We start from the raw sequence: 12541 nt of genomic DNA, 5'->3' as shown, positions 1-12541 counted from the left end.
CTGTGTTTGAAGATGCGCAATAGGGGACGCCTAGGTCTCATGTTCGCAGCAATCTGCGTCCTGTCCCTCTCCGCCCTGTTCCTAGAATCGCACTACGACACCAAAGGAGTGACCGGAACCAAATGGATTACTCAACAACCAAACTCCAACTCTCCCATCACAGAGTTCCAGATACCGTACGCGAACCCGGGGCCGAACGCAATCGTCTCCGGCCCGAACCACATCTTCTGGTTCGTCGAGTATAACACAGGCGAAATAGGAGAGTTCAACGAGTCATCCAAAACATTCAACCAATTTCTCATACCCGAGACAGGGGGAGCAATCCCTGCATCTCTGTCGTTGGATAGTTCAGGGAGAATCTGGTTTACCGATCAGAACAAGAACAGTCCAAGTATATGGGTCCTCAATGCAACCGCCTCGCCTCCAAAATTCAACCAATACTTGACGAAGACGCCCATGTCGACGCCAGTCTTCGTCCTCGCTGATAATGCCACTGGCGACGTATGGTTCACAGACACAACGGCGAACAACATAGGAAAAATTGATCCGATAACAGGTCAGGTCACGAAGTATCCTCTACCAACCTCGAACTCGGGCCCTGCTGAGCTTGCTCTCCAGAACGGAACGTCCTACCTATGGATAACGGAGAGTTTTGAGAATAAGGTTGCACGGTTCGATATGTCCTCCAACACATTCCAGGAATTCACACCCTCCGTCTCATTAGTTTCACCAGTCGGGATAGCCGTCGACAGGAGCGGGAACGTATGGCTCTCGGAGCACGGTGCAAGCTCAATCGCTCAACTGATTCCATCCAATTCGACCTTCAGAAAGTACCCGACGACACAGCCCTCAACATTCAAGACAACCGCCCCGGCCACCATCGCGATCGACAAGCAGGGCAGACTCTGGTTCGTCGAACACTTCGGGAACAGAGTCGGACGCCTAGACCGGGTCAGTGGGATTATGGATGAGTTCGCTATTCCCACCTCCGGGCTGGCATATTCTCTCCTAAACGCCATAGATACAAACGGCAACTTCTGGTTCACAGAATATACGGCAAACCGGATCGGGATGATCCCTTCGAATGCAATTTCCAATATGACAATTAATTCTACACTCACTCCGACCATGGTTAACGCAGGTCAAACCGTCAGCTCGCAATTATCCCTGTTGAACACCGCAACAACTGCAGTCACAGTTGGACTAAGTGTCACGAGTACTTTCACCACGTACGGTCAAACCGCGACAACTGAGGTTTCACTGTCAAATTACAGCCTCACCCTCAACCCGAACCAAGCCAAGACCGTCACCCTCAAAATCACCCCGGACAATAACTTACCATCTGGACTCTACACCGCTGGGATCGTCGCCACCAACGGGAACTCCTCAACCGTCGGATTCATCTTTCTCCAAGTACACGGTAATTTTTCATTTCTCACCCTTCTGCAAACGTACCTTCCGGCCATCGTCGTCGCGGCGGCAGTCTTGTTGCTAGCAACCGTCATGGTCAGAAGAAGGAGATTGCGATCGGGTTCTGCAACGTCGAATACTAAACTTCCGATCGGCACAGCTGTGACAATTGGTTTGATCCTCTTCGCCTTCGCAGTACAAGTAATACCGACATCAACGGCAAAGTGTATCGGCCTCCCCCCGCCTCCGCCTAACGGACAACCAGCTGGACCAGATTATGTAGGGGTAGGATTGGATATCGGATCTCTAGCCTTCTTTGTCATCGTAGCGTACCTGTTGTGGAGGGACTGGCGGCGGAAGAAAGATGCAGCAGCCAAGGCTAAGTCAGCTGATGAGCGGCTTCCGCCCTAGAGCTCAGGCTCTTGGGATGCAGACGAGGCACTGGATTCTCTGGCAAGTTTGTTGAACCATTGTACTGCTTCGAGGTATTTTCTCTGAAGATCATCTCTTCCTCTGACGAAACAGAGATTTTCCAGCTTTCTGACAGTCCTAGGAGGAAGTTCATAGTGAATGTATCGCATCTTGAAATCGTAGTGAGCTGGACAATATTTGATGCGAAGAGCCTCAACAAGAGACGCGATCACGATTGTCCGGTAGTATTCTAGCGCTTCGAGACTGTTTTCCCTGTCTATCTCCTTCTGAACAAAGTTGCCGAACATTCCAAACCGCTCCCTCAGTGCTCTGTGCCTCTTCTCCACTTTCTTGTCGAATGCGCGATGGTCTAGGTCAGGCTTTTCGATTACTCCGATCTTGTTAAAGTAAAAGACTACCTTGCCATGTATTCCAGGTTCCAAGAATTTCTCGGGGCTGGACTCTGTCAAGATGCCGAGGTCGATAAGCAGATACTCGCTCGCCCGCTTTAGGGAATAGAAGGCCTGGGTCACACCTGGCCAATTCTGGCTAACGACGTACTTTTGCTTGATCGGAGATAACGATTCGAGGGCTTTCTCGACCGCGAGAAATGTCTCAGCGATCTTCGAGTCATCAACCAACAGGTAAGCGTCGATGTCAGACCATTCGTCAACCCTCTCAAAGGCTGCAGCGCCTCCTTCCCAGAAGGCATGAACGTAGTCCAATGGTTTCAGTGTCGTGATGAGGGATTCGATGATCTCAGGCCTCGTGACCGATGAATTTTCGTCTCTCACTTGCGCTCGTTTTGAGATTCTCGTACCTTGGCGAGCAGTTTTTGTGGGGCCGCTTCTGCCTTGCAACTTGTTGGATCCCTCGGGGATGCTGGTAAGCCTTGGCCGCCTATAGCTTCGAGTACCAGATGTAACAGATGGTCCCGAGCATTGCAAAGGCCAGCGAGGGTCCCGCGAGAATCAAGATCGATCCCAATGAGTCGCCCACAGGGACTTGTGAGAAAGGAATGGGCGAAAGTTGCCGGAATGCCTGGATAGCCCACGTCATGGGGTTTGACGAGACTATCGGGGCGAGGAAGCTTGGAAACACGCTGACCGGGTAGAAGAGGGCGCTGAGAAACGACAGGTAGAGCTGGATAGCACTTCTGACAGTGACCCACATTTCTATGCTCGAAGAGAACGCCGAGATAGCCATGGAGAGGCCGACTATTCCCAGCGAGAAGAGGCCTACTATCAAGTAGGCTACCAAAGTCTTCGGAGTAAACAATATCCCGTAAAGGTAGCATATGACAAGGGTCCCAGGGAACGTAGCGATCACACTTCTGACTACTCCGCCTAGGACCCTTGAGAAGGCGAGGACCGGCCTTTGCACCGGGAGAGTCAGAAGGTACGATGTCAGGTCTTTGATGTACTTCTCCCGCCAGACATCCCTGCCGGATTGAAATGCGGCAACCATCGCCGTTATGAGATTCGAGCCAGGCGCGATGAAGAGGAAGTAGTTTGCACCTTGACCTGTAACTAGCCGGCCGAAGGTAGCGGCGGTCACAAATAGGTCGATCGCGAAATTTGCGAACATTATTGCGACAAGAAACGCGTCGGAGAAGAGAACCCGCACATCCCTCTCAATGATCAGAGGGATGAGCCTTGCATTGCTCAACCGTAGATTCCTCCTTCGAGACGCCGGAAGTAGAACACTGAGCCCAATCCGAGGAAAATGACAACGAACGCTGCTAGGCCTGCCAAGGCGGGAAGGTCAAGAGTGAACTTGACGAGTGACATACGAGCAGTATCAGCAGCAAACGAAACCGGTGAGAAGGGGGCGAATAACGAAACATAGAACGGCATGAAAGCGATAGGGTAGAGAGCCGTACTTCCCCTTGACACCGCGAGTTCCAGAAGTGCGAGAACGACGTCGAATCTGTTGGCGCTCTTCACGCTCACAGCCACGGTTATCGACATACCAGTAACGCCAAAAGCCAAGAGGAATAGAGCGAGAAGAGCTGTAAGAATGGATAGCGGTTGAATGAACCCCCAGACGAAAGCGACGATTAGGAACATAGGTATAGTGTAGATTATTGCTCTCATTGCTCCGCCGAGAGCTCGTCCAATGATGAACTGGCGTCTGGGTATAGGAAGCGTCAGCAGATAATCGAGTACGCCTTCCTCTGCTTCTTCGAATATGTCATAGCCGATAACAAACGAGATCGAAGCGATCGTGGCTACCACACTTCCAACGGCGTAGTATTCGAAGAAATTGAGCCCTGGAATATGGATGAGGCCGCTAATCAGGAATGCGAAGACAAAGAGCTGTATGATGAAAGCTAGGGCTCTGGTTATAATGATCCAAGGAGTACGGAACAGGACTGACACATCTCTAAGAGCCATCTGAAGAATAAGACGAGTAGGCGATTTCGCGGCTACGGTCGTCTTATTCAAGACGTTGCCCGGTGTAGGTGAGGAAGACATCCTCCAGACTAACCTCCTTCAGCTTGACGCTTTCGATCTTGAACCCTTGAGTGCTTAGAGTATCAACTATCTTCGGCAGAAGAAGTGTGCCCGAATTGAGGAAGACTAAAATCTTGTTGTCCTGTTTCTTGACATCATGGACCTCTGGGAACTTGGTCAACATATCAGGCCTGAATTCGTGCCCATCGTTTAGAGTGAGCTCTAGCACTTCTCCGCCCTTTACGGTTCCCTTCAATTGTTCTGGGGTTTCGCTCGCAACCAGTTTGCCCTTGTTGACTATCGCAACTCTCTCGGAGAGCCGTTCAGCCTCGTCCATCATATTCGTGGCGACGATGACGGTAGATCCCTCGTCTCTCAACTGGCGGATCATCTTCCAGACCAGCAACCTGCTCGGAACATCGAGAAAGGCGGTGGGCTCGTCGAACACCGCAATGCTCGGCCGCTGAACCAGGATCTTTGCATCCTCAATCTTCTTCTTCATACCTCCGCTCATCAGCCACGTCCGTTTCTTCCGCGAGTCCCACAGGTCCAGCGCTTTCAGGACGTCTTCGACTCGGCGTCGGCGCTCGTCTTTGTCGTGGGTTGTGGTCATCTTGAGGTGCCAGTTCAGTACCTCGAACCCGCTCAGGATCCCGTCCACTCTGGGATCCTGGAAAGCGATTCCGATGAGTCTCCTAACCTCGTTCGGATGCTTCACAACATCAAAGCCGTTGACTGTTATTGTTCCACTCGAGGGGCGGTAGACGGTTCCCATCATAAGCATGAGAGTAGTCTTCCCTGCTCCGTTCGGACCGAGAAGCCCAAGAATCTCTCCGTCCTTGATGGTGATGGAGAAGTCTTTGACAGCGTCTAGATTGCCGAAGCGTTTTCCAGCATTGTCGAAAGTTATCACGGGCAACCAACTCTAGATTGTGAAGCGTGAGGAACTCAGCAAATCGAAGAGAAGCCGAATAAAAACCCGCGACTCACCCACGCACACTTTTGAGGAAGCCCCGAGCGAGATTCGACCAAGATGGATTTCGCAAGAACAGTTCTCAGCCGTAAGATGATTCGAGCCTTCAAACCGGACCCTGTTCCGAGAGAGAAAATAGATAGGATTCTCTCCCTCGCTCAACACTATCCTAGTGCCGGGTACAGCCAAGAGGTCGCCTTCGTAGTCGTAACCGACCAAGAACAACGAAAGAGGATCCGTGAGCTCAGAGATCTGAAGAGTGACGCGCCGGTTCTATTGATACCTTGCGTCAGCGAGAAGATCGTTCATGATAGGTATCACGAGCCTGACAAGATCCGCTCGGGAGGCAAGGAAATCAACTGGCCCGTCCCGTTTTGGTATTTCGACGTCGGATGTAGCTGCATGCTGGTATTTCTCGCCGCTGCGGACGAGGGGCTTGCGGCAGCCTTCGCGGGGAATGTTGGAATCTTCAAACCAGGCATCCTGAGAAAAGAGCTAGGCATTCCAAAACACTACGAGCCCGTCGGGGTCTTATCTCTAGGTTATCCTGACCTTGCCAGTGAGGTTCCCTCGGCCTCGCTGAAACGGGGACGACGACCCTTCAAGGATTTTGTCCACCGTGAAAAATGGTGACCTCAATAATCGAATATCTTGCTCGGATTAACTTACGTCCAATTCTGCTTTTTCATAAACCTCGATTGTTGTGATGATGGGATCATAGATTCGGAACTTGCCCGTTGTTGTTGCCTGGAAGCTAGTTGACTTGGTGTCACCAGGGTGTGTGACGATTCCGTTCGGCGTGTAAGACTGGACCGCAAGGCCGTAGGATTGTGTAGAATCGTTGTTGATGAGGCGCAAGACAACCGTGTCACCTCTCTGAACGTTCATGATGGGGTATGGGAGAGGCTGATTACGACTCGCGTTGTATCCGTTCGAATTAGCAACGATTGTAAAGCAATGAGTGCGCCCAGTCGTTATGCAAGGCGTTGTCGCTGTTGATGGCAGGTAGATTGCGTAAAAATAGGCCACGACGGAGGAAGTGATCAGTAAGATTGCGACAATGATCACAACTGTCCCTTTGCTGGGTCGAAGCATGGACAGCGGCCTTTCAGATGGATCTTCCAATCCTGAACGGCCGCCAAGGGCAGTTGTGAAAGGTAAGGGTTGTGGCTCAACGTGCGAACCGATCATTACTACGCTTTCTGATACACACGGTCATTTCTGGCCACTACAGCGGGATATCTTTTGGCGGCTGACGTTGGAATAGGGAGTCGAGAATAGATCCGTGTTATGAGTTTCGAAGGTCGTAGTATAGTCGTCTGTTCGTTTTTCCCTTGTTCTCCAGCTTTAGCAGCTGGATTTGTCCGATCTCTTTGAGATGGGCTACGTGCAGTCCGCCGTCGGCTTGGCGATCGATGCCTTCTATCTCGACGATTCTAAGCTGGGCCTCGGCTGGCGGTGCGGCTTCTGCAAGTTTCACCATGTCAGGAAGCTTGAGGGCTTCTTCCCGTTTCAGAAAGTACGTCTTGACTGGGGCATCTTTTCTAATCAGCTCATTCGCTTCGGAAACATATCCCTCAATCTTGTTCCGGTCAAAGGCTTCGAGATCAAAATCCATTCTAGATCTGTCCACGTCTATTTGGTTTCCCGTTATTCGGCAGTTGGCCCTTGAATAGAACAAAGAGCTGAGAAGGTGGCCGGCAGTGTGCATCTTCATCAGGCTGTGTCTCCTCTCCCAATCAACATGTCCCGCCACTTTGTCTCCGACCTTCAGAGATGTTAGTGACTCTAGCGTGTGAACTATCTCGTCGTCGGCTTTTGTTGTCTCCTTGACCTTCGATGCGTCCAGGGTCCCGGTGTCGCAAGCTACACCGCCGCCTCGAGGATAGAATAGCGTTTGGTCTAAAACAACTGCTTGCCCTTCAATCGAAACTATCTTTGCGGCAAATTCTTTCAAGTAGGGTTCTTCCCAGTACAGTTTCCGGGTAATGTACAATCTCTCCTCAAGTCGACTAGCGTGCTGCGGAGGATCTTACGATTACTGGCTCTTTGATATTCTTAGACTGGTTGTAGACTTCTTGGGCTTCTCTGACAGTCGCGCCACGGTGCACTATCTCTCGGATCGCCTTTATCATAGGAACGGGGTGTTCCGACTGCCAGATGTTTCGTCCCATATCGACGCCGACGGCTCCTTCCTGAATTGCGTCGTAGGCGAGCTGGAATGCGTCTAGTTCTGTCTCAAGTTTTGGTCCTCCAGCAACAACCAATGGCACTGGACAGCCCTTGACGACTTTCCCGAAATCTTCGCAGTAGTATGTCTTGACAAAATGGGCTCCTAGCTCTGCGGCGATTCTACACGCTAGGGCAAGATAGCGCGCGTCCCTTTTCTCCAGTTCTTTTCCTACTGCAGTAACGGCGAGAACCGGAATGCCGTGTTCCTCGCCTTCGTTCGCAAGCTTGCCTAGGTTCGTCAGGGTTTGATGCTCGTGGGCAGACCCGACGAAGATCGAAAGAGCCATTGCAGCCACGTTAAGTCGAACGGCGTCGTGGATAGAGGTCGTGATAGCCTCGTTTGTCAGAGACTCCCCGATAATGCTAGCTCCTCCTGATACCCGTAGGACAATAGGGACATTCGATCTGGGATCGACGGAGGTCCGGAGCACCCCGCGAGTACACATTATTGCATCGGAATAAGCCAGGAGGGGCTCGATTGTCTTCCGAGGCTCCTCAAGCTTGTGAGTGGGGCCCATGAAGTAGCCATGGTCTACTGCAAGCATCACTGTTCTACCGGTCTCGGGTTTGATTATTCTTGAAAGCCGGTTTTTCATTCCCCAGTCCATTATCCCGTCAGCTCAACCGGTGAGGGATGGCAATCGGATATTACAGTTTCTCCCAAGGAGTCTGGGACGTGGAAGAAATGTCAGAGTGGTTGCGAAATCGTCACAGAATAGTCTCGGAGCACGGTCAAAAACTCGATACCTGAATGGACCGCCGGAGGCTACTAAATCCCTATATCACAACCGGGCCGCGCATCTCGTCAACGACAGTCTGCTGAAGAGGCTTGTAGATGATCCGACAAGGCTGGCCATACTTTGACGGTTGGCCCTTCGCGGAAAGATGGGTCCACATAGACGGTCTGGCAATTCACTACGTGGACGAAGGATCGGGGACACGTCCAGTCGTGATGATCCACGGCAACCCCGCTTGGTCCTATATGTGGAGACGCCTCATCCCTGCCATCACCGGATCCGGTCATCGAGCTCTCGCATTCGATCTGATGGGCTTTGGAAAATCCGACAAACCGAACCCGGACCTTCACGACTTTCCACACCACGCAAGAATAGTGTCCAGCTACATCGAATCTCTAGGGCTCAGAAATCTGATCCTGATACTGCATGACTGGGGAGGACCCCTCGCAATGCAGTACGTAATACGACACCCACAAAACGTCGCGGGACTAGTCATCATGAACACTTTCCTAACATCAGACTATCGACTTCCTCCACAAGTTGCAGCAAAAATTACCCCCGCGATCGTCAAAGAGTCATCCGTCCATCCTGAGAACATCTCCGAGAACGCCATGCAAGCATACTGGGCTCCTTTTCCCGACGACGAGGCGAAGAAGGCCTACCAGGCATTTCCAAGAATGTTTCCAGATTCGCCCACGCATCCTAGCTTCAAGCCAATGAAGGAGATCGAGCAGGGTCTTCCTCGGCTCAAAATTCCGACCCTCGTGATCTGGGGAACAGGAAAAACGGCACCGACCTACGCTGAGAGAGTGACAAAGATGATTCCTAATGCAAAGCTGACTCAGGTGAAGGCGGGTCATTTTGTTCCGGAGGACGCGCCAGACGAGGTGGAGAAGATTGTCCTGGGCTTCATCTCCGATAATCTTCTCTAACCTACTGTGGTTCTCGTAACCCCATCTCGGCAGCTGAGAAATAGGTTAAATGGTTCAGAGTTGATGACAGGGTTTTGATCTAAGATGAAGAACGACGCGTTGCCCATTGAGGGAATTGACTATGTCGAGCTGTACGTTGGAAACGCGAAGCAGGCAAGTTACTTTTACAAGAACGGTTTCGGATTTTCACCCGTCGCCTATAGTGGGCCTGAGACAGGGGTCAAGGACAAGATCTCTTATCTTATGCAGCAAGGCGATATCCGACTTCTACTAACCTCGTCTCTAGTTCCAGACCATCCGATTTCCAGATACGTTATCACGCATGGAGATGGTGTGGCCGATGTCGCGATGCGGGTCAAGGATGTTGACTGGACATACAAGGAGGCAGTTCGCCGAGGCGCGAAGGGAATACAGGCCCCTAAGGTTCTCAAGGACGATCATGGTACAATTCGAGGTGCCGCCATCGCAGCATACGGCGATACCGTTCACACTTTCATTGAGCGCCACGATTATCGCGGAATATTCGCCCCTGGATACATACCTTTCCAAGGCAAAGCCGAGTCAGTTGGATTGAAACACGTGGACCACGTGGTCGCTAACGTGGAGGAGGGAAAGATGGATTATTGGGTCGAGTTCTACGGCAATGTTTTCGGGTTCACGCAACTCATCAGTTTTGACGACAAGGACATCAGCACCGAATACTCCGCTCTCCGTTCCAAGGTCATGCGCAATCCTAGTGGGACTGTCAAGTTCCCGATCAACGAGCCTGCCGCGGGAAAGAGAAAATCGCAAATTCAGGAATACCTGGACTATTTCAAAGGTGCAGGCGTACAACACCTCGCCATATCCACAGAAGACCTTGTCGGCACAGTCGCAAGACTAGCAGAACGCGGGATCGAGTTCCTGAAAACACCCGACAGCTACTACGCTGAACTTCCCAAGCGGGTCGGGGGAATCTCGGAGAGAATAGATGATCTCAAACGCCTCGGCATCTTGGTCGACAAGGATGAGAAGGGCTACATGCTTCAGATATTCACCAAACCTCTTCAGGACAGACCCACACTCTTCTTCGAGCTCATCCAGAGAAAGGGAAGCGAATCCTTCGGAAAAGGCAACTTCAAGGCCCTGTTCCAATCGATAGAAGCCGAACAGGCAAAACGCGGAAACCTCTAGCCTCAGATGAAACTGGTCGCCTACAACACAAAGAAAGCACCGACCAAGGCTCGCACTGGGCTCCTGTGGGGAGAATGGATACTAGACCTTGATCGGGTTGCCAGTATAGCCGATAAGCTGAAGATTCCTGCTCCACGTTCAATTCGAAACCTGCCGTCAGCAGCTTCGATCAAGCTGATCTTATCCAAGAATCCCAAACTCTTGGATGATCTTCAGTCAGTTTCCTGGCGGATCTTCAACAGAATCGCGCCGGAGAATGTCCACAGATTCATGACTCGAACGGAGGATGCTATCATCAAGACTCCTATTCCAGATCCTCCAACTCTACGGGATTTCTATGCATTCGAAGACCACGTAAAGGCCGCGCGAGCCCGACGAGGCCTTCCGATGCCGCAAGAGTGGTACGAGTTCCCTGCCTTCTACTACTCCAACCCTCATGTAATCTACGGCCCTGAAGAGAATGTTCCCTATCCAGGCTACACGAAGACTCTCGACTACGAACTGGAGGTTGCCTGCGTAATCGGGCAAGGCGGAATCGACATACCAGAAACGGAAGCCGAGGCTCATATCGCAGGCTACACCATAATGAACGATTGGAGTGCACGAGACGTGCAGTTGGGCGAGATGAAAATAGGGCTCGGCCCAGCTAAGGCAAAGGATTTCGCCACCTCTCTAGGACCATGGCTTGTCACACCAGACGAGCTGCAAGACCGAAAGATCAGCCCGGGAAAGTTTGACCTCAAGATGACCGCCAAGATCAACAACAAACAACTCTCAATGGGAAACATGGACAAAATGCATTGGACCTTCCCTCAGATGATAGCGCGTGCATCACAATCCGTTCACCTTCAACCGGGAGACGTGTTCGGATCCGGAACGGTTGGAACAGGGTCCATCCTAGAACTCGGACCCGAGGTGCATCCCTGGCTGAAACCCGGAGACATCGTGGAACTTGAGATCGAAAGACTCGGAATGTTGAGAAACAAAGTTATACGCCCCGAGAAAACGTCAGAGTGACCGAATTGCCCAGTTATCATAGCCTCGGCAAACTCCCCGCCAAGAGGCATACCCAATTCCGAAAACCAGATGGCTCACTCTACCAGGAAGAGGTTTTCGGGACAGAAGCTTTCTCAGGTGTCTACTCAACCCTCTATCACATCAACCCGCCAACGAAAGTGTCTCACATCAAGAAACTCAGGGAGCTCGCGATAACTCGCTGGCAGCCCGACCTCCATCGTCACCATCACGTCCGCACCAAGAACTCAGAATTGGCAAAGGATCCCATTGAAGGACGACAGCCACTCTTTTACAATGATGACGTGTTCGTCTCAACCGTCAGACCTTCACGCGGCATGGACTGGTTCTTCAGAAACGCCCAAGGAGACGAACTATACTTCATCCATGAAGGAAAAGGAAACCTAGAATCTGTCTTCGGTATCCTGCCGTTCCACGAGGGAGACTTCGTCGTCGCCCCGCGGGGGACTACATACAGAATAAACCTGGATGGGAAAGACAATCGGTTCATGGTAACCGAATCTGCGGGGCCCATTGAAGTTCCAAAACGATATAGAAACGATTACGGCCAGTTGGTAGAACTGGCCCCGTACGCGGACAGAGATTTCCGTCGACCAGAAAAACTCGTCCCACATAACGATCCTGGAGAGTTTGAGGTCAGGGTCAAGATAGACAACTCGTTGATGTCCTATGTTTTCGACTACCACCCCATCGATGTCGTCGGGTGGGACGGCTATCTCTACCCATGGATCTTCAACGTTAACGACTTCGAGCCCCTAACCGGTCGGGTACACCAGCCGCCACCGATCCACCAGACCTTCGAAGCACCAGGGTTTGACGTGCTATCTTTCGTCCCGCGAAAACTAGACTACCACCCTCAAGCCATACCCGTCCCGTACAACCATAGCAACATTGACAGCGACGAAGTCCTGTATTATGTCAGCGGAGACTTCAGCAGCCGTCGAGGAATCGAAGCAGGATCATTCACGCTGCACAGGAGAGGAGTACACCATGGACCCCAGCCGGGAGCCGTGGAAGCTAGCATTGGAAAAGATTCTACGAACGAACTGGCAATTATGATCGAGACTAAGAAGCCGTTGAAGGTGACCTCAGTCGCTGAGAAGCTGGACGATCCCAACTATCCGTTCAGCTGGCAGACACCGGTCAAGAAATAGACCGATCCCGTTCTTCCAAGTCCGAAGC

General features: G+C 51.6%; 13 protein-coding genes. 6 read left to right on the top strand and 7 right to left on the bottom strand.

Features of this window, described 5'->3' with window-relative positions; all coding sequences use genetic code 11:
* Positions 1-6 precede the first annotated feature (6 nt).
* Positions 7-1821 carry a hypothetical protein gene (locus VGS11_00300; GenBank protein HEV2118541.1) on the top strand — a complete coding sequence of 605 codons (1815 nt, stop codon included), beginning with the start codon at positions 7-9 and terminating at the stop codon, positions 1819-1821.
* On the opposite strand, the gene VGS11_00295 is transcribed toward VGS11_00300, so the two are convergent.
* From VGS11_00295 to VGS11_00280, 4 genes are all read right to left on the bottom strand, one after another.
* Positions 1818-2615: a hypothetical protein gene (locus VGS11_00295; protein HEV2118540.1), complete on the bottom strand. Its 798-nt coding sequence runs from the start codon at positions 2613-2615 to the stop codon at positions 1818-1820. The two genes, VGS11_00300 and VGS11_00295, sit on opposite strands and share 4 nt — an antisense overlap.
* Positions 2616-2721: 106 nt before the next feature.
* Entirely contained in the window at positions 2722-3489 is a 768-nt protein-coding gene (locus tag VGS11_00290; GenBank protein HEV2118539.1) for an ABC transporter permease, read from the bottom strand.
* Positions 3486-4268, bottom strand: coding sequence for an ABC transporter permease (locus VGS11_00285; protein HEV2118538.1), 783 nt, complete (start codon positions 4266-4268; stop codon positions 3486-3488). The genes VGS11_00290 and VGS11_00285 overlap by 4 nt, the downstream gene beginning before the upstream one ends.
* Positions 4261-5190, bottom strand: a complete 930-nt coding sequence (locus VGS11_00280) for an ATP-binding cassette domain-containing protein (protein ID HEV2118537.1) — start codon at positions 5188-5190, stop codon at positions 4261-4263. Before VGS11_00280 ends, VGS11_00285 begins: the two co-directional genes overlap by 8 nt.
* A gap of 120 nt (positions 5191-5310) precedes the next feature.
* Here VGS11_00280 and VGS11_00275 point away from each other — a divergent pair, with 120 nt between their 5' ends.
* Positions 5311-5883: a nitroreductase family protein gene (locus tag VGS11_00275; GenBank protein HEV2118536.1), complete on the top strand. Its 573-nt coding sequence runs from the start codon at positions 5311-5313 to the stop codon at positions 5881-5883.
* A 27-nt stretch (positions 5884-5910) separates the two neighbouring features.
* On the opposite strand, the gene VGS11_00270 is transcribed toward VGS11_00275, so the two are convergent.
* From VGS11_00270 to lsrF, 3 genes are all read right to left on the bottom strand, one after another.
* The gene (locus tag VGS11_00270; GenBank protein HEV2118535.1) at positions 5911-6375 is read right to left on the bottom strand and encodes a hypothetical protein; all 465 of its coding nucleotides are present in this window, start codon (positions 6373-6375) and stop codon (positions 5911-5913) included.
* Positions 6376-6538: 163 nt separating this feature from the next.
* The gene (locus VGS11_00265; protein ID HEV2118534.1) at positions 6539-7207 is read right to left on the bottom strand and encodes an alanyl-tRNA editing protein; all 669 of its coding nucleotides are present in this window, start codon (positions 7205-7207) and stop codon (positions 6539-6541) included.
* A 55-nt stretch (positions 7208-7262) separates the two neighbouring features.
* Positions 7263-8090 carry a 3-hydroxy-5-phosphonooxypentane-2,4-dione thiolase gene (gene lsrF / locus VGS11_00260; protein HEV2118533.1) on the bottom strand — a complete coding sequence of 276 codons (828 nt, stop codon included), beginning with the start codon at positions 8088-8090 and terminating at the stop codon, positions 7263-7265.
* Between the two features lie 227 nt (positions 8091-8317).
* Here lsrF and VGS11_00255 point away from each other — a divergent pair, with 227 nt between their 5' ends.
* The 4 genes from VGS11_00255 to VGS11_00240 all read left to right on the top strand — a co-directional run bounded on the left by VGS11_00255 (position 8318) and on the right by VGS11_00240 (position 12513).
* Positions 8318-9151 carry an alpha/beta fold hydrolase gene (locus tag VGS11_00255; protein ID HEV2118532.1) on the top strand — a complete coding sequence of 278 codons (834 nt, stop codon included), beginning with the start codon at positions 8318-8320 and terminating at the stop codon, positions 9149-9151.
* Positions 9152-9235: 84 nt separating this feature from the next.
* Positions 9236-10324 carry a 4-hydroxyphenylpyruvate dioxygenase gene (gene hppD, locus VGS11_00250; protein ID HEV2118531.1) on the top strand — a complete coding sequence of 363 codons (1089 nt, stop codon included), beginning with the start codon at positions 9236-9238 and terminating at the stop codon, positions 10322-10324.
* Positions 10325-10330: 6 nt separating this feature from the next.
* The gene (locus tag VGS11_00245; protein ID HEV2118530.1) at positions 10331-11341 is read left to right on the top strand and encodes a fumarylacetoacetate hydrolase family protein; all 1011 of its coding nucleotides are present in this window, start codon (positions 10331-10333) and stop codon (positions 11339-11341) included.
* Positions 11338-12513 carry a homogentisate 1,2-dioxygenase gene (locus tag VGS11_00240; protein ID HEV2118529.1) on the top strand — a complete coding sequence of 392 codons (1176 nt, stop codon included), beginning with the start codon at positions 11338-11340 and terminating at the stop codon, positions 12511-12513. The genes VGS11_00245 and VGS11_00240 overlap by 4 nt, the downstream gene beginning before the upstream one ends.
* The last annotated feature ends 28 nt before the right edge of the window (positions 12514-12541 follow it).

The sequence above is a fragment of the Candidatus Bathyarchaeia archaeon genome (assembly GCA_035935655.1).
Classification (GTDB): domain Archaea; phylum Thermoproteota; class Bathyarchaeia; order 40CM-2-53-6; family 40CM-2-53-6; genus 40CM-2-53-6.
The sequence above is the reverse complement of the archived record's forward strand: the minus strand, read 5'-3'. Positions and strand labels throughout refer to the sequence as shown.

Coding starts and splice junctions, on each gene's coding strand:
- VGS11_00275 (HEV2118536.1), top strand. CDS start 5,311: ATGGATTTCGCAAGAACAGTTCTCAGCCGTAAGATGATTCGAGCCTTC.
- lsrF (HEV2118533.1), bottom strand. CDS start 8,090: ATGGACTGGGGAATGAAAAACCGGCTTTCAAGAATAATCAAACCCGAG.
- VGS11_00255 (HEV2118532.1), top strand. CDS start 8,318: ATGATCCGACAAGGCTGGCCATACTTTGACGGTTGGCCCTTCGCGGAA.
- hppD (HEV2118531.1), top strand. CDS start 9,236: ATGAAGAACGACGCGTTGCCCATTGAGGGAATTGACTATGTCGAGCTG.
- VGS11_00245 (HEV2118530.1), top strand. CDS start 10,331: ATGAAACTGGTCGCCTACAACACAAAGAAAGCACCGACCAAGGCTCGC.